23 protein-coding genes are annotated in these 23949 nt (G+C 71.8%); 8 read left to right on the forward strand and 15 right to left on the reverse strand.

Annotated elements, in window-relative coordinates; translation table 11 throughout:
* Positions 1-62: 62 nt before the first annotated feature.
* Entirely contained in the window at positions 63-1967 is a 1905-nt protein-coding gene (nhaA, locus tag ELQ39_RS18010; protein ID WP_242592770.1) for a Na+/H+ antiporter NhaA, read from the reverse strand.
* A 244-nt stretch (positions 1968-2211) separates the two neighbouring features.
* Between nhaA and ELQ39_RS18015 the strand changes: the two genes are divergently transcribed.
* On the forward strand, positions 2212-2967 hold the full coding sequence (locus tag ELQ39_RS18015; RefSeq protein ID WP_031024212.1) for a hypothetical protein: 756 nt from the start codon (positions 2212-2214) through the stop codon (positions 2965-2967).
* Between the two features lie 64 nt (positions 2968-3031).
* Here ELQ39_RS18015 and ELQ39_RS18020 read toward each other — a convergent pair whose 3' ends face one another.
* Both ELQ39_RS18020 and ELQ39_RS18025 read right to left on the reverse strand, forming a co-directional pair.
* Positions 3032-5440 (reverse strand): cation-translocating P-type ATPase, encoded by a 2409-nt coding sequence (locus tag ELQ39_RS18020; RefSeq protein ID WP_242592771.1) that lies wholly within the window; start codon positions 5438-5440, stop codon positions 3032-3034.
* A 142-nt stretch (positions 5441-5582) separates the two neighbouring features.
* Complete coding sequence (locus tag ELQ39_RS18025) at positions 5583-5876, reverse strand: DUF2530 domain-containing protein (protein ID WP_242592772.1); 294 nt, start codon at positions 5874-5876, stop codon at positions 5583-5585.
* Between the two features lie 221 nt (positions 5877-6097).
* On the opposite strand from ELQ39_RS18025, the gene ELQ39_RS18030 reads away from it, so the two are divergent.
* Complete coding sequence (locus tag ELQ39_RS18030) at positions 6098-7549, forward strand: NCS2 family permease (protein WP_190002935.1); 1452 nt, start codon at positions 6098-6100, stop codon at positions 7547-7549.
* A gap of 22 nt (positions 7550-7571) precedes the next feature.
* Here the strand turns inward: ELQ39_RS18030 and ELQ39_RS18035 are convergent, their stop codons facing one another.
* On the reverse strand, positions 7572-7754 hold the full coding sequence (locus tag ELQ39_RS18035) for a ribbon-helix-helix protein, CopG family (protein ID WP_190002934.1): 183 nt from the start codon (positions 7752-7754) through the stop codon (positions 7572-7574).
* A gap of 217 nt (positions 7755-7971) precedes the next feature.
* On the opposite strand from ELQ39_RS18035, the gene ELQ39_RS18040 reads away from it, so the two are divergent.
* Positions 7972-8409 carry a MarR family winged helix-turn-helix transcriptional regulator gene (locus ELQ39_RS18040; RefSeq protein WP_019524522.1) on the forward strand — a complete coding sequence of 146 codons (438 nt, stop codon included), beginning with the start codon at positions 7972-7974 and terminating at the stop codon, positions 8407-8409.
* A gap of 27 nt (positions 8410-8436) precedes the next feature.
* Entirely contained in the window at positions 8437-9798 is a 1362-nt protein-coding gene (locus ELQ39_RS18045) for an MFS transporter (protein WP_242592773.1), read from the forward strand.
* Between the two features lie 28 nt (positions 9799-9826).
* Here ELQ39_RS18045 and ELQ39_RS18050 read toward each other — a convergent pair whose 3' ends face one another.
* Entirely contained in the window at positions 9827-10414 is a 588-nt protein-coding gene (locus tag ELQ39_RS18050) for a Uma2 family endonuclease (protein ID WP_242592774.1), read from the reverse strand.
* 91 nt (positions 10415-10505) lie between these two features.
* Between ELQ39_RS18050 and thpR the strand changes: the two genes are divergently transcribed.
* Positions 10506-11078 (forward strand): RNA 2',3'-cyclic phosphodiesterase, encoded by a 573-nt coding sequence (gene thpR, locus ELQ39_RS18055; RefSeq protein WP_242592775.1) that lies wholly within the window; start codon positions 10506-10508, stop codon positions 11076-11078.
* Positions 11079-11211: 133 nt separating this feature from the next.
* Here thpR and ELQ39_RS18060 read toward each other — a convergent pair whose 3' ends face one another.
* A complete protein-coding gene (locus ELQ39_RS18060; RefSeq protein WP_242592776.1) occupies positions 11212-12204 on the reverse strand; it encodes an aldo/keto reductase in 993 nt (330 codons plus the stop codon).
* A gap of 72 nt (positions 12205-12276) precedes the next feature.
* The gene (locus ELQ39_RS18065) at positions 12277-12954 is read right to left on the reverse strand and encodes a GDSL-type esterase/lipase family protein (RefSeq protein ID WP_225642392.1); all 678 of its coding nucleotides are present in this window, start codon (positions 12952-12954) and stop codon (positions 12277-12279) included.
* Positions 12955-13043: 89 nt separating this feature from the next.
* Here ELQ39_RS18065 and ELQ39_RS18070 point away from each other — a divergent pair, with 89 nt between their 5' ends.
* A complete protein-coding gene (locus tag ELQ39_RS18070; protein ID WP_242592778.1) occupies positions 13044-14033 on the forward strand; it encodes a WD40 repeat domain-containing protein in 990 nt (329 codons plus the stop codon).
* A gap of 10 nt (positions 14034-14043) precedes the next feature.
* Here the strand turns inward: ELQ39_RS18070 and ELQ39_RS18075 are convergent, their stop codons facing one another.
* Positions 14044-14820, reverse strand: coding sequence for a TetR/AcrR family transcriptional regulator (locus ELQ39_RS18075; protein ID WP_190002927.1), 777 nt, complete (start codon positions 14818-14820; stop codon positions 14044-14046).
* Positions 14821-14906: 86 nt separating this feature from the next.
* Here ELQ39_RS18075 and ELQ39_RS18080 point away from each other — a divergent pair, with 86 nt between their 5' ends.
* Positions 14907-15881: an ATP-binding cassette domain-containing protein gene (locus tag ELQ39_RS18080; protein WP_190002926.1), complete on the forward strand. Its 975-nt coding sequence runs from the start codon at positions 14907-14909 to the stop codon at positions 15879-15881.
* Positions 15878-16699 carry an ABC transporter permease gene (locus tag ELQ39_RS18085; RefSeq protein ID WP_242592780.1) on the forward strand — a complete coding sequence of 274 codons (822 nt, stop codon included), beginning with the start codon at positions 15878-15880 and terminating at the stop codon, positions 16697-16699. Before ELQ39_RS18080 ends, ELQ39_RS18085 begins: the two co-directional genes overlap by 4 nt.
* A 55-nt stretch (positions 16700-16754) precedes the next feature.
* On the opposite strand, the gene serC is transcribed toward ELQ39_RS18085, so the two are convergent.
* The 7 genes from serC to ELQ39_RS18120 form a co-directional block, all read right to left on the reverse strand.
* Entirely contained in the window at positions 16755-17873 is a 1119-nt protein-coding gene (serC, locus tag ELQ39_RS18090; protein WP_225642390.1) for a phosphoserine transaminase, read from the reverse strand.
* A gap of 129 nt (positions 17874-18002) precedes the next feature.
* Positions 18003-19253 (reverse strand): cytochrome P450 family protein, encoded by a 1251-nt coding sequence (locus ELQ39_RS18095; RefSeq protein ID WP_242592782.1) that lies wholly within the window; start codon positions 19251-19253, stop codon positions 18003-18005.
* Complete coding sequence (locus ELQ39_RS18100; protein ID WP_242592784.1) at positions 19250-20485, reverse strand: cytochrome P450; 1236 nt, start codon at positions 20483-20485, stop codon at positions 19250-19252. Before ELQ39_RS18100 ends, ELQ39_RS18095 begins: the two co-directional genes overlap by 4 nt.
* A complete protein-coding gene (locus ELQ39_RS18105; RefSeq protein WP_386056436.1) occupies positions 20482-21117 on the reverse strand; it encodes a GTP-binding protein in 636 nt (211 codons plus the stop codon). Before ELQ39_RS18105 ends, ELQ39_RS18100 begins: the two co-directional genes overlap by 4 nt.
* Complete coding sequence (locus ELQ39_RS18110; protein WP_137209428.1) at positions 21098-21445, reverse strand: DUF742 domain-containing protein; 348 nt, start codon at positions 21443-21445, stop codon at positions 21098-21100. Before ELQ39_RS18110 ends, ELQ39_RS18105 begins: the two co-directional genes overlap by 20 nt.
* Positions 21442-21849 (reverse strand): roadblock/LC7 domain-containing protein, encoded by a 408-nt coding sequence (locus ELQ39_RS18115; RefSeq protein ID WP_190002921.1) that lies wholly within the window; start codon positions 21847-21849, stop codon positions 21442-21444. The genes ELQ39_RS18110 and ELQ39_RS18115 overlap by 4 nt, the downstream gene beginning before the upstream one ends.
* Entirely contained in the window at positions 21846-23948 is a 2103-nt protein-coding gene (locus tag ELQ39_RS18120; RefSeq protein WP_242592786.1) for an ATP-binding protein, read from the reverse strand. The genes ELQ39_RS18115 and ELQ39_RS18120 overlap by 4 nt, the downstream gene beginning before the upstream one ends.
* Between the last annotated feature and the right edge of the window lies 1 nt (position 23949).

Below are 23949 nucleotides of genomic sequence, written 5' to 3' on the forward strand. Positions count from 1 at the left end.
GACGGGCCGGAATCGGCCCCTCCGGCGTTTGAGGAGCGGGGCCCGGGGCGGAGCGCCGTGGGTCAGGGGTCCGTGGGTGTCGCCCCGGACCCCTCGTACTCCAGATGCTCCAGCTCCCGCGCCAGCGTCTCCGCGTCGTAGGGGCCCGTGTGCCGGCGGTTCCCGATGAAGAACGTCGGGGCGCCCTGGACGCCGCTCGCCTCCGCGCTGCGGGCGTCGCGGCGGACCCGTTCGGCCGCCCAGTCGGACTCGAGGTCCCGCAGGAACTTCTCCATGTCGAGGCCCAGGTCGATGGCGTAGACGACGGTGTCCTCGTACTCCATCTCGTCCTGGTGCCGGTACAGCAGGTCGTGCATGTCCCAGAAGCGGCCCTGGGCGTCCGCGGCGACCGCCGCCCGCGCGGCAAGCTCGGCGTGCGGGTGGACGTCGGGGAGCGGGAGGTGCCGGAAGACGTAGCGGAAGCGGTCGCCGAAGCGGTTCCGCAGTTCCTTGGTGACGCCGGTGGCGCGGGCGCAGAAGGGACACTCGAAGTCGCCGTACTCCACCAGCGTGAGCGGCGCGTCGACGGGGCCGAGGATGTGGTCCGTCTCCGGGTCGACCAGCCGGTCCAGGTAGCGGGGCAGGTCGGCGTCCTGCTTGCCGCCCAGCATGGTGGAGAGCCGGAACACCAGCCAGCCCACGAGGGTGGCGATCACCGCCGCGAGCAGCACGCCGACGGTCGCCCGGGCGAGCAGCTCCGGCTCGTCGTCGAAGGCGAGCCCCGCGATCAGCAGGGAGACGGTGAACCCGATGCCGGACAGGGCCGCGCCGCCCAGCACATGGCCCTGACCCACCCCGACGGGCAGCTCGCCCAGACCGAACCGGGTGCCGAGCCGCGCGCCGCCCCAGATGCCGATGAACTTGCCGCCGACGAGACCGGCCACCACGGCCCAGGTGAGCGCGGAGCCCAGCGCGTCGGTGAGGACGCCGCCGCGCAGGTCGACGCCCGCGTTGGCCAGGGCGAACACCGGGACGACGACATAGCTGGACCAGGGGTGCAGATACATCTGGAGGCGTTCGTTGACCGAGACTGCCTTCTGCAGCCCCTTGCGCGCGGTCTTCCCCACGTCCGCGCGGGGCGACTGACGGAACGCGCGGAACAGCCGCGTCGCCTGCTCGACGCCCTCACGGGACGGCTCGCGCGCGGGGATGAGCAGACCGCCGAGCATGCCGGCGATGGACGCGTGCAGCCCGGCGTTCAGGGTCAGGTACCACATCACCAGCACGATCAGCACGTACGGGACGGCCCACCACACGTCGAAACGGGACAGCGCCGACAGCACCGCGCCCAGCACGAGCGCGGCGAGCAGCTCCGGCACCCGGATCGACCCGGAGTAGACGACGCCGATGACGGTGACCGCGACGATGTCGTCGATGACGGTGATGGCCAGCAGGAAGATCCTCAGCTGGGTGACGAAGCGGGGGCCGACCACGGCGAGCGCGCCCAGCAGGAACGCCGTGTCGGTGCCGATGACGATGCCCCAGCCGCCCGCGGCCTTTGAACCGGGCGCGATCAGGAGGTAGAACAGCACCGGCACGAGCATGCCGCCGACGCCCGCGAGGCCCGGGATCATGATCCGGCGGCGGTCGTTCAGCGAGCCGACGGACAGCTCGTAGCGGACCTCCAGGCCGATGACGAAGAAGAACAGCGCCATCAGCCCGTCGTTGACCCAGTGCCCCAGGTCCATCGCCAGTTCCGCGGCGCCCACCGCGACGGACGCCTCGGTGTGCCACAGCGAGAAGTACGACTCCGACCAGGCGGAGTTCGACCAGATCAGGGCGACCGCCACCGCGAGGAGCAGCAGCCCGGAGCTGCCCGCCTCGGTCGCCAGGAACCTGCGCACCGGGGCGGCCAGCTGAGCCGCGAGCTCACCCCTGCTCGACCGCGTCTGCGACTCGTCGGACTTCTTCCGGGGCAGCAGCTTCATGAGGTCTTCCGTCTCCGATCACCTGCGGCGGCAGACTCCCATGGTCACCCACATACCGGGCATAACGCCCGATCGCGGAAGTTGCTTCTTCATCAAATCTCCATGATCCGCACAACCATTCACACGAGTGGCGGATCTCATCGGACGAGTCATCAGACTCCGCGATCATCCTGATCCGGCGCCCGCCGAGCCGCGTGTGCTCCACGGCGGGCGCCGGATCCCTGTCCATCCGTGGGGAACACACATGCGCATGCGTGCCACCGTGGCCGCCGTCTCCGGCGCCCTGGCCCTGTCCGCCCTCGCCGTCCCGGCCGCCCAGGCCGACGGCGGGTACGGCGACACCAGAATCACCAAGGTGGTCGTCGACGGCGACAACAAGGTGACCGTCGGCGCCACGGCCAAGAGCATCAAGGTCAGCGTCACCGCCGTCGACAACTCCGGCATCCTGAGTGCCGACGCGTTCGACCTGTACGGCCCGGACCTCGGTCTGCTCTCCACCGGCAGGCCGGTGTGCAAGGCCGCGAGCTCCACCACCTCGACCTGCACCGCGTCCGTGCTCGTGGACCCGCGGACCGACTACCTCACCAACGCCAACGCCGGCACCTGGTACGTCGACGCGTGGATCGACGCCAGGGACGGCGACTTCGTCTGGAAGCAGAAGTCCGGCTCCTTCAAGTTCCAGCGGGCGACCAAGCTCACGGCCAACGCCACCCCCGAGCCGGTGAAGAAGGGCAGGACGCTCACCGTCACGGGCAAGCTCACCCGGGTCAACTGGGAGACGCTCAAGTACGGCAACTACACCGGCCAGTCGGTGCAGCTGCAGTTCCGCAAGAAGAGCGCCAAGACGTACACCACGCTCAAGACGGTCAAGACCAACTCCAAGGGCGACCTGAGGACGACCGTCAAGGCCTCCGTCGACGGCTACTACCGCTACGTCTACGCGGGCAACTCGATCTCCGCGGCCGTCACGTCCGCGGCCGACTTCGTCGACGTGAAGTAGGCGGCAGCACGCCGGGCGTCCCGCACCCCGCGGAGGGGGGCGGCGCGGGACGCCCGGGGGCCGGTCAGACCGGGAACCTGCGGTCCACCCAGCGCCAGAGGAACTCCAGGACCACCGCCGTGACCGCCGCGATGCCGACCGCCAGCCACGGCATCGTCATGCCGACCAGGCGCAGGGCGAAGAAGTCCTGGAGCCAGGGAACCGCCAGGACCAGGAGGAAGGCGCCGGCCATCGCGGCGACCAGGGCGACGCGCCACCAGGTGTAGGGGCGGGCGACGATCGCCAGGACCCAGATGGAGATGAGGAACAGGGTCAGCGTCGCCGCGCTGGTCTCCGCGCCCAGCGCCCCCGTGCCGCTGTAGTGGCCGCGGGCCAGCAGGTACGTGGCGAACGTGGCCAGCGCCGCCAGCACCCCGCCCGGGACCGCGTACCGCATGACCCGGCGGACGAAGTTCGGCCTGGCCCGCTCCTTGTTGGGGGCGAGGGCGAGGAAGAAGGCGGGGACGCCGATGGTCAGCGTGGACAGCAGGGTCAGATGGCGCGGCAGGAACGGGTACTCCACCTGCGTCGCCACCACCAGCACCGCGAGCAGCACCGAGTACACCGTCTTCACCAGGAACAGCGTGGCCACCCGCGTGATGTTGCCGATCACCCGCCGGCCCTCGGCCACCACCGACGGCAGCGTGGCGAAGCTGTTGTTCAGCAGCACGATCTGCGCGACCGCCCGGGTGGCCTCCGAGCCGGAGCCCATCGCCACGCCGATGTCCGCGTCCTTCAGCGCGAGCACGTCGTTCACGCCGTCACCGGTCATCGCGACCGTGTGGCCCTTCGACTGGAGCGCGCCCACCATGGTCCGCTTCTGCTGGGGCGTGACCCGCCCGAAAACCGTGCCGGCCTCCAGCTCCTCGGCCATGGCCTCCGGCTCGGCGGGCAGCCGGCGCGCGTCCACCGTCGTGCCGGACAGGCCGAGCTTGCCGGCGACCGCCCCGACCGACACCGCGTTGTCGCCGGAGATCACCTTCGCGCTGACGTCCTGCTCCTCGAAGTAGCGCAGGGTGTCGGCGGCGTCGGGCCGCAGCCTCTGCTCCAGCACCACCAGCGCCACCGCCCGCACGCCGTCCACGGCGGCCGGGTCGGCCAGGTCGTCGGCGTTCACGCCGTCGCGGGCGCGCGCGAGCAGCAGCACCCGCAGGCCCTCGCGGTTCATCCGCTCGGTCTCGGCCAGCGCCGGGTCGTCGTGGGGGAGCAGCACGTCCGGGGCGCCCAGCAGCCAGGTGACGAGCCGCCCGTCACCCTCGTCGAGGGTCGCGCCGCTGTACTTGCGGGCGGAGGAGAAGGGCAGCGTGTCGGTGAGGCGCCACTCGGTGGTGTCCGGATACGCGTCGATGATCGCCTTGAGGGAGGCGTTCGGCCGCGGGTCCGCCGATCCCAGCTCCCCCAGCAGCTTCCGCACGTACGTCTCGTCGGCGTCGCCCAGCACCCGCAGCTCGGTGACGTCCATGCCGCCCTCGGTGAGCGTGCCGGTCTTGTCCAGGCACACGGTGTCCACGCGGGCCAGGCCCTCGATCGCGGGCAGCTCCTGCACCAGGCACTGCTTGCGGCCCAGCCGGATCACGCCGATCGCGAAGGCGACCGAGGTGAGCAGCACGAGCCCCTCGGGCACCATCGGCACGATCCCGCCGACCGTGCGGGCGATCGAGCCCTTCAGCTCGTTGTCCTTGACCACCAGCTGGCTGATGATCAGGCCGATCGCGGTCGGCACCATCATCCACGTGACGTACTTGAGGATCGTGGAGATGCCGCTGCGCAGCTCGGAGTGGACCAGGGTGAAGCGGGACGCCTCCTCGGCGAGCTGCGCCGCGTAGGCCTCGCGGCCCACCCGGGTCGCCTGGAAGGAGCCGCCGCCCGCGACGACGAAACTGCCGGACATCACCTGGTCGCCGGGCTGCTTCACCACCGGGTCGGCCTCACCGGTGAGCAGCGACTCGTCGATCTCCAAGCCGTCCGCCTCGACGACCACCCCGTCGACGACGACCTTGTCCCCCGGCCCGATCTCGATGAGGTCGTCCAGCACGATCTCGGAGGTGCCGATCTCGGCGGCCACCCCGTCCCGGCGCACCGTGGGCCGCACCTCGCCGATCAGCGCGAGCGAGTCGAGCGTCTTCTTCGCCCGCCACTCCTGGACGATGCCGATGCCGGTGTTGGCGAGGATGACGTAGCCGAACAGGCTGTCCTGGAGCGGGGCGACGATCAGCATGATCACCCAGAGCACGCCGATGATCGCGTTGAACCGGGTGAAGACGTTCGCGCGGACGATCTCCATGATCGACCGGCTGCTGCGCACGGGTACGTCGTTGACCCGTCCGCCCGCCACCCGCTCGGCCACTTCGGCCGAGGTCAGACCGGTCGCCGGTGAGGTGGCCGTGGGAGGCCGGACGGCATCGGTCCGGTCGCCCGCATCGAGATGCGTCATGCATTCGACAGTACGTGCGGATCCGGTGCCTCACCCGCTGGAGCGGGGAAGTTCCGACCAGGGGAGGACGGCCGTCCTACCGGGGTACTACCGCGGTGGCGGCCCTGCCAACTGCCGTCTCAGAGCGCCGGGTTGGCGTGATTCAGTCGGTGTGGGCCGCCGAGGCGCGACCCTCCTCGGCGCCGGCCTCATCGGCCCGTGCCCGCTTGATCGCGGCGTCGCGCCGGCGCACGTACCAGACGCCGATGAGGCCGAGACCGCCGCCGGCCAGGCAGGTCCACACCCACCAGGTGTGCCCGTGCTCGTCGAACCAGCCGTAGAACGGCAGCTGCACCAGGAAGAGGACGAACCAGACGATCGTGCCGCCGGTGATGGTGGCGACCACGGGGCCCTCCAGGGGCTCCGGCGCCTCGTGCTTGGGGGTCCACTTCGCCATGCGGACAGCTTACGAGGAGCGCCGGAGGCGTGGCGCCCCGCACCGGACGGCCCCGGAGGTGGAGCGGGAATCACACCGGCCACGGGGGGTCTACGCGCGGAGATGGTGTCGACGGCGTTATATGTTCATACTGAATTCGTTTGCCTCTGACCGCTTTTATTCGTAGAAAACACCAAAGGCTCGGCTCCGGGGGGAGCCCGCCGGTGATGAGGTCCCTGCACATGTCCACGTCGGCCCCCGCCAAGGCGCCCACCCCCGAGCAGCCGGGGTCCGGTGCCGCGTCCGGCGCCCTCGACCGCTACTTCCGGATCACCGAGCGCGGCAGCACGCTGCCCCGCGAGATCCGGGGCGGTTTCGCCACCTTCTTCGCGATGGCCTACATCATCGTGCTGAACCCGATCATCCTGGGCAGCGCGAAGGACGTGTACGGCAACCAGCTGGACAACGGCCAGCTGGTCACCGCGACCGCCCTGACCGCCGCGTTCACCACGCTGCTCATGGGTGTCATCGGCAACGTCCCGATCGCCCTGGCCGCCGGCCTCGGCGTGAACTCGGTGGTCGCGCTCCAGCTCGCGCCCCGCATGTCCTGGCCGGACGCCATGGGCATGGTGGTGCTGGCCGGTTTCGTGGTGATGCTCCTGGTCGCCACCGGACTGCGCGAGCGCGTGATGAACGCCGTGCCCTACGGCCTGCGCAAGGCCATCGCCATCGGCATCGGCCTGTTCATCATGCTGATCGGCCTGGTCGACTCGGGCTTCGTCTCCCGTATCCCGGACGCCGCGCAGACCACCGTCCCGCTCCAGCTCGGCGCCGACGGCCACCTCAACGGCTGGCCGGTGCTGGTCTTCGTGCTCGGCGCGCTGCTCACGCTGGCGCTGATCGTGCGCAAGGTGCCGGGCGCGATCCTCATCTCGATCGTCGTGATGACCGTCGTCGCCGTCGCGATCAACGCGGTCGCCGACGTGCCCTCCTGGGGCCTGACCTCGCCCGAGTGGCCCGGCAACCCGGTCGCCACCCCCGACTTCGGCCTGATCGGCCAGGTCAGCCTGTTCGGCGGATTCTCCGAGGTCGGCGTGCTGACCGGCGTGCTGTTCGTCTTCACCGTGCTGCTGTCGTGCTTCTTCGACGCGATGGGCACGATCATGGGCGTCTCGGACGAGGCCAAGCTCACCGACGGCGAGGGCCAGATGCCCGGCATCAACAAGGTGCTGTTCATCGACGGCGTCGCGGTCGCGGCGGGCGGTGCCAGCTCCGCCTCCGCCACCACCGCGTTCGTGGAGTCCACCGCGGGCGTCGGCGAGGGCGCCCGCACCGGCTTCGCCAACGTCGTCACCGGCGGTCTGTTCGCCGTGGCGCTGTTCCTCACCCCGGTCGCAACGATGGTCCCGTCCCAGGCGGCCACACCGGCGCTGCTCGCGGTGGGCTTCCTGATCCTGGCCAACGGGATCCGGGAGATCGACTGGGCGGACCACACCATCGCCATCCCCGCCTTCATCACCATGGTGATGATGCCGTTCACCTACTCGATCACCAACGGCATCGGGATGGGCTTCCTCACCTTCGTGGCGCTGCGCCTCGCGGCGGGCCGCGGCAAGGAGGTCCCGACGGCGCTGTACGTGGTGGCGGCGGTCTTCGCCTTCTACTACCTGATGCCGGCGCTGGGCCTGACCTGATCCCCGCCCGCGGAGCGCGGGCTCAGGTGACGCCGTAGAACTTCTCCGTCTCCTCGACGGCGGTGCGGAACCGCTGGTCGAAGTCATCGCGCATGAGCGTCCGGACGACATAGTCCTGGACGCTCATGCCGCGTTTGGCGGCATGGCCGCGGAGCCTTTCGAGCAGTTCGTGGTCTATCCGCAGGCTGAGCACGTCGGTCCCCATGCCCACGAGAGTCGCCGCACCTCACCGTGCGGCGCGTGGCATTTCATGCGTCGATCACTCGTATGGGTGATCTCGGCCGGGGGCTGTCTTGATTTCGCACAGCCCGTCGGGTTCGCCCGCGTGGGGGCGGCTTCCGGGGCGGGAGTGGCGCGACTCACGGGCGGGGCGCCGCATACCGAGTGGTCCTTAGCGAAAGTAATGAGTTACGCTAAAAAACATGCCGGACCTCAGCCATGGCGACGACGCCGCCGCCGTGAACGCCCTCCGCTCCGCCGTGATGCGGCTCTCCCGCCGTCTCAAGCACCAGCGGGTCGACGAGTCGCTCAGCCCCACCGAGATGTCGGTGCTCGGCACTCTGGCCCGCTGCGGCAGTGCCACCCCGGGCGAGCTCGCCCGCAAGGAACACGTCCAGCCGCCGTCGATGACCCGCATCGTGGCGCTGCTGGAGGCCAAGGGCCTGGTCAGGCTGGAGCCGCACCCCGACGACCGGCGCCAGAAGGTCGTCACGCAGACCGAGCGGGCCGAGGCGATGCTCGAGGAGAGCCGGCGCAAGCGCAACGCGTTCCTCGCCACGCTGGTCGAGGAACTCGACGAGGACGAGTGGGCGACCCTGCGCGCCGCCGCCCCCGTGCTGGAGAAACTGGCGCACATCTGACCCCCGCAGCAACAGGAGGCGAACCTTTTGAGTACGGGATCCGGAGCAGCTTCCGCCCCCGCACCTGACCCCTACGACACGAAGACCGCCCTCGACCAGCCGCGCAGGAACTCGATGTTCTCCTCGCTGAGGATCAGGAACTACCGCCTGTTCTTCCTCGGCCAGGTCGTCTCCAACATCGGCACCTGGATGCAGCGCATCGCCCAGGACTGGCTGGTGCTGAGCCTCACCGGCTCCTCGGCCGCCGTCGGCATCACCACGGCCCTGCAGTTCCTGCCGATGCTGCTGTTCGGCCTGTACGGCGGTGTCCTCGTCGACCGGCTGCGCAAGCGGCCCACCCTGATGGTCACCCAGTCCGCGATGGCCCTCACGTCCCTCGCGCTCGCCGTCCTCACCCTGACCGGCATGGTCGAGGTCTGGCACATCTACGTCGCCGCCCTCGCCCTCGGTCTCGCGACCGTCGTCGACAACCCGGCCCGCCAGTCCTTCGTGTCCGAGCTGGTCGGCCCCGGCCAGCTGCAGAACGCGGTCAGCCTGAACTCCGCGAACTTCCAGTCCGCCCGGCTGGTCGGCCCCGCCGTCGCGGGTCTGCTGATCACCGGTGTCGGCACCGGATGGGCGTTCCTGCTGAACGGCCTGTCCTTCGTCGCGCCGCTGACCGGCCTGATGCTGATGCGCACCCGCGAGCTGCACCCCGTGGAGCGCGCCCCGCGCGGCAAGGGACAGCTCCGTGAGGGCCTGCGCTACGTGGCCGGACGGCCCGACCTGCTCTGGCCGATCGTGCTGGTCGGCTTCATGGGCACGTTCGCCTTCAACTTCCCGGTCTACCTGTCGGCCTTCGCCGACGACGTGTTCCACGGGGACGCGGGCGTCTACAGCATGTTCAACACGCTGATGGCGGTCGGCTCCGTCTCCGGCGCCCTGCTCGCCGCCCGGCGCGGCACGGCCCGGCTGCGGATGCTGATCATGGCCGCGCTGGCCTTCGGCGCGCTGGAGATCCTCGCCGCCGCGTCGCCCGAGCTGTGGATGTTCGCGCTGGTCATGGTGCCGCTGGGCCTGGTGTCGATGACGGTCAACGTCACCACCAACACCAGCCTGCAGATGTCCACCGACCCGTCGGTGCGGGGCCGCGTCATGGCCCTGTACATGATGGTGTTCCTCGGCGGCGCCCCCGTCGGCGCACCCGTCGTCGGCTGGGTCACCGACACCTACGGCGCCCGTGTCGGCTTCGCGGCCGGCGGCGCGATCGCGATGACCGCGGCGGCCGTCATCGGCCTGATCCTGGCCCGCGCCGGCGGCCTCCGCCTCGCGGTCGGCTGGCACCACGGCCACCCCAGCGTCCGCTTCGTCCCGCGCGACCGGGTGAAGGCCCTGGCCCCGGCGGCGTGAGCCGCCGGGCCGGGCCCCCGGCTGCCCGTCAGTCCCGGGGGAACTCGTCGGTCCTCAGCACCAGTCCGACGGACGTCCCGGTCAGGTCGATCTCCTCGCCGAAGGGGAAGCCGACGGCCGCGTGGTAGGCACCGTCCTTGGGGAGCGTGTGCAGATGCCACTCGGCGGTGTACGGATCGACGATCAGGTACACCGGCACGCCGGCGGCGGCGTAGGTGTCCTTCTTGGGCCCGTAGTCGTTGGCGGCGGTGTCCCGGGAGATGACCTCGGTGACGAACTCGACGTCCCGGTACTGCCAGTGGCCCCTGGCGTCCTTCACCGAACGCTCGGCGAACGCCGCGACGTCACAGGCGAAGCCGTTCAGCCGTCCGGGAAAGTCGATCCGTACGTCCGAAGCCAGGCGCTTGCGCGGGTACGCGGCGCGCAACTGTTCCAGGATGTCGAAGATGATCTGGAAGTGGGTGTCCCGCTGCGGCGTCATGAAGACGTGCCCCCCGACGATCTCGGCCTTGTAACCCTCGGGGACGGGCATCTTCTCCAGCCACTCGAACATCATGTCGAGCGTGAGCTCATCGCCGCTCTCGGCCATCTCGATCCTGTCTTCGAGGACGGTCATCGTGGCGCTCCTCCTCGGCCGACGCTCGATGCGTACAGCCGCGCAGTACAACGATACGCACGGTGACCGGGACACGCGGGACACTGGAGGCATGAGACTCTTCGCCGCCGTGCTGCCGCCCGAGGACGTGATCGGGGCGCTGGACGTCGAGGTGGGCGCGCTGCGGAAGCTGGGCGGGGCCGACGGGCTGCGGTGGACCGAGCGGGCCGGGTGGCACTTCACGCTCGCGTTCTACGGCGAGGTGGACGACGACACCGTGCCCGAGCTGACCGCACGCCTGGGGCGGGCCGCGGCGCGGACCGAGCCGTTCCCGCTGGCGCTGTCCGGCGGCGGCCAGTTCGGCCGGGGCCGCGCGCTGTGGACCGGGGCGTCGGGCGACCTGCGGACCATGCGGCTGCTGGCCGAGCGGTCCGAGGCGGCCGGGCGCAAGGCGGGCATCGCGATGGACGAGCACCGGCGCTACCAGGCCCACCTGACCGTGGCGCGCAGCCGGGACGCCGTGGACGTACGGCCGTACCTGGCGGCGCTGGAGGATTTCCGCAGCCGCACCTGGACCGTGGAGGAGCTGGTGCTCGTGCGCAGCCACCTGCCCCGGTCGGGCGTTCCGGGCGAGCAGCCCCGTTACGAGGCGGTCGCCCGCCGGGCACTCGGCGCGGCCGGTTAGGCTCGACGGCGTGGACCCGAAGACCCGGAACCGGATCATGGCCGGTGCGCTCGTGCTGATGTTCGTCGTGGTGGCCCTGGCGGCGGCGCTCGGGAAGTAGCGCCACCGCCGGGCCGTCACGGCCTGTCCGCCGTCACCAGGCGAAGGCCTCCGGGGACGGCCCCGGACCCGGGAAGATCTCGTCCAGCGAGGCCAGCAGCTCCTCGCTCAGCTCCAGCTCCAGCGCGCGCAGCGCCGAGTCGAGCTGCTCGCGCGTGCGCGGGCCGACGATCGGACCGGTCACGCCGGGACGGGTGAGCAGCCAGGCCAGCGCCGTCTCGCCCGGCTCCAGCCCATGCTTCTCCAGCAGGTCCTCATACGCCTGGATCTGCTTGCGCGCCACCGGGTCGGCCAGGGTGTCCGCGGCCCGCCCGGAGGCGCGGCGGCCGCCCTCGGCCTCCTTCTTGATGACCCCGCCCAGCAGACCGCCGTGCAGCGGCGACCAGGGGATGACCCCGAGCCCGTAGTCCCGCGCGGCCGGGATCACCTCCATCTCGGCGCGCCGCTCGGCGAGGTTGTACAGGCACTGCTCGCTGACCAGCCCGATGGTCCCGCCGCGCCGGGCGGCGGCCTCGTTGGCCTGGGCGATCTTGTAGCCGGGGAAGTTCGACGAGCCGGCGTAGAGGATCTTGCCCTGCTGGATCAGGACGTCGATCGCCTGCCAGATCTCGTCGAACGGGGTGGCCCGGTCGATGTGGTGGAACTGGTAGAGGTCGATGTAGTCGGTCCCCAGCCGCTTCAGCGAGGCGTCCACCGCGCGCCGGATGTTCACCGCGGACAGCTTGTCGTGGTTGGGCCACGCCTCGCCGTCCGGGCCCATGTTGCCGTACACCTTGGTCGCGAGGACGACCTTGTCGCGGCGTCCGCCGCCCTGGGCGAACCAACTGCCGATGATCTCCTCGGTACGGCCCTTGTTCTCACCCCAGCCGTAGACGTTGGCGGTGTCGAAGAAGTTGATGCCGGCGTCGAGCGCGGCGTCCATGATGGCGTGGCTGTCGGCCTCGTCGGTCTGCGGGCCGAAGTTCATCGTCCCGAGGACGAGCCGGCTGACCTTGAGTCCTGTGCGTCCGAGCTGCGTGTACCTCATGGACGTCCAGCCAACGTGTTGGAGTGCGCTCGATGCAAGCGCTTCACGCGTCAGGGCGCCGGTCCGGGAGGGTCACGACGGCTTGTACGGGCCGCCCAGCGACCACTCCTGCCACATGGCCTCGGCGAACGCCCCCGCGATCTTGTGCTCGCCGCTCTCGTTGGGGTGCGTGCCGTCGTAGGTGTCCAGGTGGAAGTCGTACGTCGCCGGCGGCGGGACGAGCAGCAGCGGGGAGGCCGCCGTGTCCAGGCCGGCGACCGTCTCGCCCAGCAGCGTGTTGAACCGGCCGACCTGCCCCGCGAAGGTCTCGTCCGCGTCCACCCGGATGTTGCGGATCACCGGCATCACCGCCATCCGCACCCTCGGACGGGCCGCACGCGCCTCGGCGACGAACGCCCGCACGTTGTCCGCGGTCTGCTCGGCGTTGGTGTAGAAGCCGAGGTCGATCAGGCCCAGCGACACCAGCAGCACGTCCGCGCGGCAGGAGCGCACCGCGTCGCCGATCAACGGCGCCATGTGGCACCAGCCCTCGCCCCAGCCGGCCAGATGCGCCCGGGGGAAGTCCGGATCGGCGTACGCGTACGAGGTGGGGGTGTCCGTGGACGGGTCGTGCAGCGTCTCGCGCGGGCCGACCAGCGTGAAGGGGCCGCCGTACGCGGCGCACAGGTGCTGCCACAGGCGGTAGCGCCAGGTGTGTTCACCCGCGCTCCCGATCGTCATCGAGTCACCTACGGGCATGAACCTGAGCACCCGATCATCATCGTGGATCAGCCCGTTCGCCGCGATGTGAGCCCCGACACCCGCACCCGGGGGGCCCGCGCTGATGGCAGTCTTGGCTCATGCGCCGACCCTTCGCCCTGCTCGCCGCGTCCCTGTTGACGGCCGCGCTCGCCGTGCCCGCCTCCGCCGCCGACAACGACGACGGGGACGAGGGGTTCACCATCAACGACCCGCGCATCACCGAGTCCAGCGGCCTGGCCGCCTCCCGGCAGCACCCCGGCGTCTACTGGACCCACAACGACAGCGACGACGGCCCCTACCTCTACGCCGTCGACAGCAGCACCGGCGACACGGTCGCCCGCCTCACCCTCACCGGCATCGGCACGCCCCGGGACGTCGAGGCGATCTCCGTCGGCCCCGGCAACCGTCTCTTCGTCGCCGACGTCGGCGACAACCTCGGCGGCACCTGGCCGTACGTGTGGATCTACGAACTCCCCGAGCCGAAGCGGCTCCAGGACGCGACCGTGCAGGCCACCCAGTACGTCGTGAAGTACGCCGACGGCCCGCGCGACGCCGAGGCGATGGTCGTCCACCCGAAGACGGGGCGGGTGTACCTCATCGACAAGCACGAGGACGGCGGGCACCTCTACGAGGGTCCGGAGAAGCTCTCGCCGGAAGGCGACAACGTGTTCCGGCCGATCGCCCTCGTCGAGCTGTGGACCACCGACGCTGCGCTCTCCCCGGACGGCCAGGACCTCGCCGTGCGCGGCTACTTCGGCGGCGTCCACTACGCCTGGAACGGCGGCGAGCTCCAGCGCAAGGGGCGGCTGAGCGTGCCGCTCCAGGGGCAGGGGGAGTCGGTGACCTACTCCGCCGACGGCTCACGGCTGCTGTTCGGCAGCGAGGGGGAGCAGAGCGGCGTGGTGAGCCGCCCGGCGCCCGGCGCGGACGAGGGCGGCTCCAGCGGCGGCCCCGGCTCCCGCGCGGACGGCGGCGACAGCGCCTCGGGGGACGGGAAGGGGGACTCCGTGAAGGTCGGGGGAGCCGTGGTGGCCGCCGTGGTCGTCGCGGCCCTGTTCGGGCTGAGCAGGCGCCGTCGCAGGGGCTGAACCGGGGCCGTCAGCGCCCCTGTTCGCCCGCCCGCCGGGCGACGTGGACCTCCAGGCCGTCCAGGATGCGCTGGAGCCCGAACTCGAAGTGGTCGAAGCCGGAGTCGAAGGTGTCCTCCGAGAGCGCGGCCATGACGGGGTAGCGGCCGCTGCTCATCGCCTTCTCCAGGGCGGGCCGCTGGGCCTCCCAGAACTCCGCGTCCGTCAGCCCCGAGCTGTGTTCGGCCTGCTCCTGGTACAGCTGCGTCCGGGCCGCCCCGACCACGTACCCGTCGATCATGACGATCACCGACAGCAGCTCGGGGTCGGACAGGCCCATCGGCTTGATCCGGGAGAACACCTTCTCCATGCCGTCCAGGGCGCTCGGGCCGAGGATCGGGCGGGACTGGTTGACCTCCAGCAGCCAGGGGTGGCGCCGGTAGAGGGCGAGGGTGGCCCGGGCCAGCGCCTCCAGGGCCGAGCGCCAGCCGCCGTCGCCGAGGTCCGCGGGATTCTCCGACGGGCGCTGCACCCGGTCCAGCATCAGGTCGAGCAATTCGGCCTTGCCGGGGACGTAGCGGTACAGGGACATCGTGCCGGTGCCCAGCTCCGTGGCGATCCGGCGCATCGACAGCGCGCCGATGCCGTCCCGGTCGGCGAGCTCGATCGCCGCCTCCACGATCCGCTCCAGGGTCAGTCCCGGCTTCGGGCCCCGGCTGGGCCGCTGTCCGGTGCCCCAGAGCAGGTCGAGGGTGCGCGCGATGTCGCCGCTGCCGCTGGTCTCCGTACCGCTTCCGCCGCCGCTCATGCGGGCAGTCTAGATCCGCGCGAAAAAACTGGGTACGTCGTACGCGCAATCGGGTACGCTGTACCCGGTTTCTGGAAGGGGGACCCATGAAGGACGACGGGTACGCGGTGCGGGCCGAGGGGCTGGAGAAGCGTTACGGCGAGAAGCGCGCCCTGGACGGCTTCGATCTCACCGTGCGGGCGGGCACGGTGCACGGGCTGCTGGGACCGAACGGCGCGGGCAAGACCACCGCCGTACGGATCCTGTCGACGCTGATCCGGCTCGACGGCGGGCGGGCGACCGTGGCCGGGCTGGACGTGGCGCGGCAGGCCCGCGAGGTGCGGGCGCGGATCGGGCTCACCGGGCAGTACGCGGCGGTGGACGAGGTGCTCACCGGGCGGCAGAACCTGGAGATGTTCGGCAGGCTGTTCCACCTCGGCGGGCGGCGCGCCAGGGCGCGGGCGGCGGAGCTGCTGGAGCAGTTCGACCTGACCGACGCCGCCGACAAGGGCGTCGGCGACTACAGCGGCGGCATGCGGCGCCGGCTGGACCTGGCGGCGTCGATGATCCTGACGCCGGCCGTGCTGTTCCTGGACGAGCCGACGACGGGGCTCGACCCGCGCAGCCGGGGCGAGGTCTGGGAGTCGGTGCGGGCGTTGGTGGCGGGCGGCACGACCGTGCTGCTGACCACGCAGTACCTGGAGGAGGCCGACCGGCTGGCCTCCCGGATCACCGTCATCGACCGGGGCCGGTCCATCGCCGACGACACCCCGGACGGGCTGAAGAACCGCGTCGGCGGCGACCGCGTCGAGGTCGTGGTGGCCGAACGGTCCGACATCCCGCGCGTGGTGAAGGTGGTCGCCCGGGTCGCCGACGGTGAACCCGAGGCGGACGAGACGGAGTTGCGGGTGCACGCCCCCGTGACCGACCGGGTCGGCGCGCTCACGGACGTCGCCCGCACCCTCCAGGACGAGGGCGTCCGGGTCGAGGACATCGGGCTGCGCAGGCCCAGCCTCGACGACGTGTTCCTGCGCCTGACCGGACACCGCACGGAGACGACGGAGAAGGAGGCGGCGGCATGAGCGCGCTCGACCTGACCGGACCGGCCGGGCACGGCCGTGTGTACTGGGCGCTGGCGGACTGCTGGAACGTCGTCCGCCGCGGCCTCACCCACTACCAGCGCCAGCCGGTCAACATCGCCTGGCAGCTGGGCTTCCCCATCCTCTCCGTGCTGCTGTACGGCTATGTCTTCGGCAGCGCGATGCGGGTGCCCGGCGGCGGGGACTACAAGGACTTCCTGATGCCGGGCATGTTCGTGATGACCATGGCCTTCGGCTTCATCAACACCGCGACGGTGGTGGTGTACGACTCCACCAAGGGCGTCATCGACCGCTTCCGCTCGATGCCGATGGCGTCCTCGGCGGTGGTGGCCGGGCGCGGGGTGACCGACCTGATCGTCGCGTGCGCGGAGCTGGCCATCCTGATGCTCACCGCGCTGGTCATGGGCTGGCGCCCGGACGGCGGCTGGGAGTTCCTCGCCGCGTTCGGACTGCTGCTGTGGCTGCGGTTCGCGCTGATCTGGCTGGGCGTCTGGCTGGGCCTGCTGGTCCCCAACCCGGAGGCGGCGGGCGGCCTCTTCGCGGTGGCTTTCCCCCTGACGATGATCTCCAGCATCTTCGTCGCCCCGCAGTTGATGCCCGACTGGCTGGGCTGGGTGGCCGCCTGGAACCCGATCTCCTCCACGGCAGCGGCGACCCGCGAACTCTTCGGCACGCCGGTCGGCGGCGGCGACTCGTGGGTCGAACAGCACGCGCTGCTGATGGCGGGAGTGTGGCCGGTGATCCTGACGGCGCTCTTCCTGCCGCTGGCGGTACGGCGGTTCCGGCGTCTGAGCAGGTGAGACGGAAGGGGCGCCCGGTGGAATCCACCGGGCGCCCCCTTGCGCGTGAGCCGGACTACAGCTGCTCGATGACGTAGTCGACGCACTTCGTCAGGGCCTCGACGTCCGACGGGTCGATCGCCGGGAACATCGCGATGCGGAGCTGGTTGCGGCCCAGCTTGCGGTACGGCTCGGTGTCGACGATGCCGTTGGCGCGGAGCACCTTGGCGACGGCGGCCGCGTCGACCTCGTCGGTGAAGTCGATCGTGCCGATGACGGCCGAGCGCTTCGCCGGGTCGGTGACGAACGGGTTGGCGTACTTGATGTCCTCGGCCCAGCCGTACAGCGTGCGCGCCGAGGTCGCGGTGCGGCGGACCGCCCAGTCCAGGCCGCCCTGGCCGTTGATCCACTCCAGCTGCTGGTTCAGCAGGAACAGCGTCGACAGCGCCGGGGTGTTGTACGTCTGGTTCTTGCGGGAGTTGTCGATCGCCGTCGGCAGGGAGAAGAACTCCGGCACGTGCCGGCCGCTCGCGTGGATCCGCTCGGCGCGCTCGATCGCGGCCGGGGAGAACACGCCGATCCACAGGCCGCCGTCGGAGGCGAAGGACTTCTGCGGGGCGAAGTAGTAGACGTCCGTCTCGGCGATGTCGACCGGGAGGCCGCCCGCGCCGGAGGTGGCGTCCACCAGGACCAGCGCGCCCTCGTCGGCGCCGGCGACGCGCCTGATCGGCATGGCGACGCCGGTGGAGGTCTCGTTGTGGGTGAGGGCGTACACGTCGACGCCCGCCTCGGCGACCGCCTCCGGGTGCGTGCCCGGGTCGGCGGAGATGACGTCCGGGTCGGCCAGCCACGGGGCGAGCTTCGCGGCCTTGGCGAACTTGGAGCTGAACTCGCCGAAGCTGAGGTGCTGCGACTTGTTCTCGATCAGGCCGTGGGTCGCGATGTCCCAGAACGCGGTGGACCCGCCGTTGCCGAGGATCACCTCGTAGCCGTCGGGGAGCTGGAACAGCTCGCGGATGCCCTCGCGCACCTGGCCGACCAGGTTCTTCACCGGGGCCTGGCGGTGGGAGGTGCCCAGCAGGGACGTGCCGGTCGCGGCCAGCGCGTCCAGCGCTTCCGTCCGCACCTTGGAGGGACCCGCACCGAAACGACCGTCGGCGGGCTTGATGTCAGCAGGAATCCGGATCTCAGCCACGACGGGAGCCTAGCGGCTGGAGGAAACGCGGGCGCAACATCGTCCGTCCGCTGAGACGCGCCGCTGAGACGCGTCACCGGGACGGGTGGCGGACGGTCCGGGGGGAGGGCCGCCCGCCACCCGCGTCTCTCACCCGCCGAGCGTCACCGGCAGCTCGTACAGGTCGTTCTGGGTCACCACCGGCTTGTTGCGCAGCTCACCGGCCGGGACCGCCAGGTCCAGCTTCGGGAAGCGTGCGTACAGCGCCGGGAGGGCGACGCCCGCCTCCAGGCGGGACAGCGCCGCGCCGGGGCAGACGTGCGGGCCGTGACCGAAGGAGATGTGCCGGCTGGGGCTCTCCCGGGTGATGTCGAAGACGCCCGCCGTCGGCCCGTGGGCCCGCTCGTCCCGCCCGATCGCCGCGTACGACACGATCAGCGCGTCCCCGGCGGGCAGCACCTTGTCCCCCACGGGCACGTCCTCGGTGGCGAACCGGATCAGCACGTGCGAGGTCGGCGTGGACCAGCGCAGCGTCTCCTCGATCACCGCCGACCAGTCCGCCTTCCCGGACAGCACCAGGTCGCGCTGGTCCGGATGGGTGGAGAGGTTGACCACCGCGTTGACGATGAGGGAGATCGTGGTCTCGTGCCCGGCCGCCACCATCAGCTGGAGCGTGGCGACGATCTCCTCGTCGGTGAGCCGGTCCCCGTCCTCCGACGCCTGGATCAGCGCCGACGTCAGGTCGTCGCCCGGGTTCTCCCGCTTGGACGCCACCGTCTCGGCCATGATCCCGGCCAGCTCGGTGAGCGTGGCGACGACCTCCTCCGGCGGGGTCTGCGTGGAGAAGAACTTCTCGAACAGCTCCTTCAGCCGCGGCAGCCGCTCCTCCGCCAGCCCCATCAGGTCGGCGACGACGTACATCGGCAGCGGGTAGGCGAACACCGCCTTCAGGTCGACGCTGTCGCCGGGCTGCGCCGCCACCTGGTCCAGCAGGGACTCGGTCAGCTCCGTGATCCGGGCCCGCATCCGCTCCACCCGTCTCGGGGTGAGCGCCTGGGCGACGAGGGTGCGCAGCCGCCGGTGGTCGGCGCCGTCCACGGTGAGCATGGAGCGGGGCGGGTTCGCCAGCCCGATCAGCGGCCAGTCCGGGGCTATCTCCCCGCGCTGCCAGGCGCCCCAGACGTTGATGTCCTTCACCAGCCGCGGATCGGTCAGCAGCTTCTTCGCCTCGGCGTGGTGGGTCACCGCCCACACGGGCACGTCACCCGGCAGGGTCACGGCGGCCAGCGGCCCCGCGGCGCGCAGCGCGGCGCTCTCGGCGTCCAGGTCGGAGACGAACGGGTCGAGGGGGATGCGGGTCTGTTCCGTGTCGGTCGCGGTGAGGTCCGTACCAGCCGTCATGCGAGCGAGCCTCCAAGAGCGGGGGTGGGTGTGAAGGTGACCGGGAGCTCGGACAGGCCGCGCAGCCAGGGCGACGGGCGGCGGGTCAGGGCGCCGGCCGGCACGGCCAGGTCGATGTCCGGCAGCCGGTCCAGGACCACCTCGATGCCGGTACGGGCGATCACCTCGGCGATCTCCTGCGCCGGGAACGGACAGCGGTGCTCGCCGTGACCGAAGGAGAAGTGCGCGCTGTTGCCGCCGGTGAGGGCCGAGCCGTCGGTGCGCACCTGCGGGTCGGAGTTGGCGCCCTGGAGGCCCAGCAGCACCATGTCCCCGGCCCGGATGCGGCGACCGCCGAGCTGCGTGTCGCGCGACGCCCACCGCGCGGCCACGTTCTGCGTCGGGGTGTCCTCCCACAGCACCTCGTTCATCGCCTCGGCGATGCTGTTGCGTCCGCCGAACAGCGAGGCCGCGAACCGGGAGTCGGTGAGCATCAGGTGCAGTGAGTTGCCGATCCAGTCGGCGGTCGGCTGGTGCCCGGCCGCCATCATCACCATCAGGTCCTGGACGATCTCCTCGTCCGTGAACCCCGAGGTGTCGGCGAGCATCCGGGAGGCGACGTCCTCCGCGGGCTCCTTGCGCCGCTGGGCCACCAGCTCCGTCATCGACGTGAACAGGTGCGTCTGCCCGGCGAGCGCCCGCTCCCGCCCGTCGATCATGTCGTTGAGCGCGGTGACCAGCGCGGGACCCTTGTCGTCGGGGAACCCGTACAGCCGGGCCAGCACCCGCACCGGCAGCAGCATCGCGAACTCGCCGATGACGTCGGCGGATCCGCGCGGGCAGATCGCGTCGATCAGCTCGTCCGCGAACCGCTCGGAATGGCCGCGCAGTTCGGTCGGGTCGACCGCCTCCAGCGCGTTCCCCAGCATCGCGGCCCGTTCCCGGTGCCGCTCGCCGACGGTGTAGAGGATGGACGGCTGACGGCGGCCGATCATCGGCAGCAGCGGCCAGTCGTCGGGGATGCTGTCCCACTGGTTCCACAGCTCGGAGTCGCGGCTGAACAGCACCGGGTCGCCGGTGACCTGGTGCAGCTCGCGGTAGCCGAGGACCAGCCAGGCGGGGGCGTCGCCGTCGAGCACGACCGGCACCACACTGCCGTGCTCGCGGCGCAGCTCGCGGTAGACGCGGGCCGGGTCGTCCTGCAGCAGAGGGCCGCTGAAGCGGACGGCGTCGGGGACGGAGGCGGGACTCACACCAGCTCCTGACGGGGGGCTCGGGCCTGATCGGCGTACAGCTCCTTGATGTGCTCCACCAGCGTGATCAGCACGATCTTGCTGGACTCCCGGGACCGCGCGTCGCAGTTCACCAGCGGCACGTGCGGGTCCAGGTCGAGCGCCTCGCGGATCGCTTGCGGGGTGAAGACGGGCCCGCCGAAGTCGTTGCAGGCCACGATGAACGGCGTGCCGTGCTTCTCCAGCCGGTCGATGGCGTACCAGGAGTCGTCGATGCGCCGCGTGTCGACCAGCACCACCGCGCCGAGCGTGCCGGAGAACAGCCGGTCCCACAGGAACCAGAACCGCTCCTGCCCCGGCGCGCCGAACAGGTACAGCACGTTGCGCTCGTCCAGCGTGATGCGGCCGAAGTCGAAGGCGACGGTGGTCGCGGTCTTGCCGCGCACCCCGCTGAGGTCGTCGACGCCCTCGCCGGCCTGGGTCATCGTCTCCTCGGTGTTGAGGGGACGGATCTCGCTGACGGAGCGGACCATCGTCGTCTTGCCGGCGCCGAAGCCGCCCACGACCACGATCTTCAGGCCGTTGTCGGCCGACGCGCCCAGCGGGGTGCGCGTCTCGGACGCCACGGGCGTCTCAGAGGTTGCGGAGTCCAACGAGCACCTGCTCCAGGATGTCGGGGTCGGGTACGGCGGCCTTGCGGGGGTGGCGGGCGCTGACCCGGCCCGCCGCGAGGAGGTCGGACAGCAGGATCCGGGTGATGCTCACCGGCAGCCTCAGCTCGGCCGCGATCTCCACGACCGCCGTGGGCCGTCCGGTGAGACGCAGGATCGCCGCGTGCTCCGACTGCATGCCGGGGACGGGGTCGCACTCGGCGACGACCAGGGTCACCAGGTCGAAGGGGTTGTCGGGCCCGGACCGGCTGCGCCCCCCGGTGAGGGTGTACAGCCGGTCGGGCGCGTCGTCCCTGCCGGGCCGGCTCATGAGGTGCGCGGCTGCGCGGTCAGGTGCTCGCCGAGCTGCTCCACCAGCTCGCTCATGTTGTGCCCGACGAGCCCGGCGTCCGCGTCCTCCGTGGTGACGACGGCCAGGTGCGCGCCCTCGCCGGCCTCCACGATGAACAGCACACCGCCGTAGAACTCGGTCATCGCCGAGCGCACGCCGCCGGTGCCGTCGCCGAACTCGACGGACGCGCCGTGCGACAGCGACTGGATGCCGGCCGCGATGGCGGCGAGCTGGTCGGCCTGGTCGTTGGAGAGCCCGGTCGTGCGGCACAGTTTCAGGCCGTCACGGGACAGCACGAGCGCGTGGCGCGCGCCCGGCGTGCGCTCCAGCAGGCCCTCGATGAGCCAGGTGAGCTTCTCGTCCGCGGTGGTCGTGCCGGTCATGAGGTGGTGTCGCCTTCCGAAGTCACGGGGGTGGGCTGAGGTGCGGTCTCGGGGTCGGGGGTGGTGTCACGGGCCGGGGTGACGCCCGCGTCCGGGTCGGCCGTGTCGTCCGGGGTGGGGGTGCGCACGGCCTGGCGGAAGCTGCTGAAGCGGGCGGTGCGGGCCCGGGTCTCCTCGGCCGTGGGCGCGGGCCGGGACTCCGCGGCACGGCTCACCGCTGCCGCCCGGCGCTCCGCCTCGGCGAGGGTCCGGCCGCGGCGCCGGCGGGGCAGCACCAGGGGCGGGGCGTCGTCGTCGGCGGACGCGTGGGCCGGCACCGGGTCGGCGTCCACGTCACCGCCGGAGCGGGCGGCGGCGTAGGAGGGCGCGGGGAGGACGGGCGCGGCGGCGGGGCGCTCCGTCCCGGGAGAGGCGGGGGAAGGGGTGCTGTCGTCGGCGGCGCCGTGGCGGGGCTCGGGCTCGGTCACGGAGCGGCGCCGGGGGAGGACCAGCGGTTCGTCCTCGGCGGCGGACGGCTGGTCGTCCTTCGGGCCGGACGGCTTCCGGTCCCGCGCGCCGAGGGGTTCCGCGTCCGTCGGGGCGGAGGATTCCGGGTCCGCCGGGGCGGACGGTTCCGTGGCCTGCGGTGCGGACGCCTCCCGGTCCCTGCCGTCCGTGCCCTTCACCGTCGCAGTGAGGGTGGTGCGGGCCGCCGGGGCCGTGACCGGCCGCAGGGGCGCCGCGTCCGCCGGCACGAGGATGTCCTGCGGCAGCAGCACCAGCACGCCCGTGCCGCCGCGCGCGGAAGGCCGGTACGACACCCGCAGGCCGTACCGCCGGGCCAGCCGGCCGACGACCGCGAGGCCCAGCCGGGTGCCGGTGAGACCGCCCAGCCCGGTGGACTCGCCGGAGACGGCCCGCTCGGCGCGCCGCAGCTGCGCCTCGCCCATCACCAGACCGCTGTCCTCGACGGACACGATGACACCGGCCGGGACCTCCTCCACGTAGACGTGGACCTCGGCGGTCGGGGGCGAGAAGTTCGCGGCGTTGTCGAGGAGTTCGGCGAGCGCGTGCATCACGCCCTCGGCGGCGTGCCCGGCGACGGAGGTGTCGCTGGCGGAGTGGACGCGGACCCGCTGGTAGCCGGCGATGCGGCCCATCGCGCCGCGCAGGATCGACTCCATCGGGATGGGGCGGGCCCAGCGGCGGCCGGAGCGGGCGCCGGTGAGGACGGCGACGGAGTCGGCGAGGCGGCCCGCCTGGGCGGTCCGGTGGTCGAGGTGGAGCAGGTCGGCGAGAACCTCCTCGTCGTGGTGCTTCTCCTCCATCGCACGCAGGTCGGCGAGCATGCCGGTGGCCAGCGCCTGCATCCGTCCTGCCGCGTTGGCGGTGGCGGCCAGGGCGGCCGCGCGGGCGCCCTCGGCCTCCCGCAGCCGGGTGGTCAGCCGCGCGTTCTCCCCGGCCAGGCGGATCCGCTCGCGCGCCAGGCGGTCGCGCTCCTCCTCCAGCCGCTCCCGCTCCTCGGTGTGCTCCGCGGCCAGCCTGGCGAGTTCGTCGGCGTGCTGGGCGGTGAGCCGGTCCAGTTCGGCGGTGTGCCGTTCGGCGGACCGGGCCAGCTCCGCCGTGTGTGCGTCGTCGGTCCGGGTGCGCTCCTCGGCCCGCTCGTGCGCCAGCCGGGCCAGCTCGGCCGCGTGCTGCTCGGCGAGCCGGTCGCGCTCGTCGGCCAGCGCCTCGGCGAGATGGGCCCGCTCCTGGTCCAGCTCGGCGGACAGCCGGGCGCGTTCCCGGGTGAGTTCGCCGGTCAGCAGCTCGTGCTGGCGGCGGGCGTCCTCGGTCAGCCGGGACCGCTCCTGGAGCAGCCGCCCGACGTCCTGGGTGACGGCCTCCAGCCGCTCCCGGGCGGCGCGCGCCGACAGCCGGGCGTACGCGGCGGCCGTGACGGCGGCGCACAGCAGCACGGAGGCGACCACGCCGGTCACCAGGACCGCGCCGATCGCGGCCTGCGGGACCAGTACGAAGGAGGCCACGACGGCGACCGCGCAGAACGCGGCGGTGAGCACGGGGGCGGGCAGCAGGCTGCGGGGGGTGGGGCGGTCGCCGGGGAGCAGGGGGGAGGTCATC

The organism is Streptomyces sp. GB4-14 (genome assembly GCF_022696125.1).
In the GTDB taxonomy this organism is placed as follows: Bacteria; Actinomycetota; Actinomycetes; order Streptomycetales; family Streptomycetaceae; genus Streptomyces; species Streptomyces werraensis.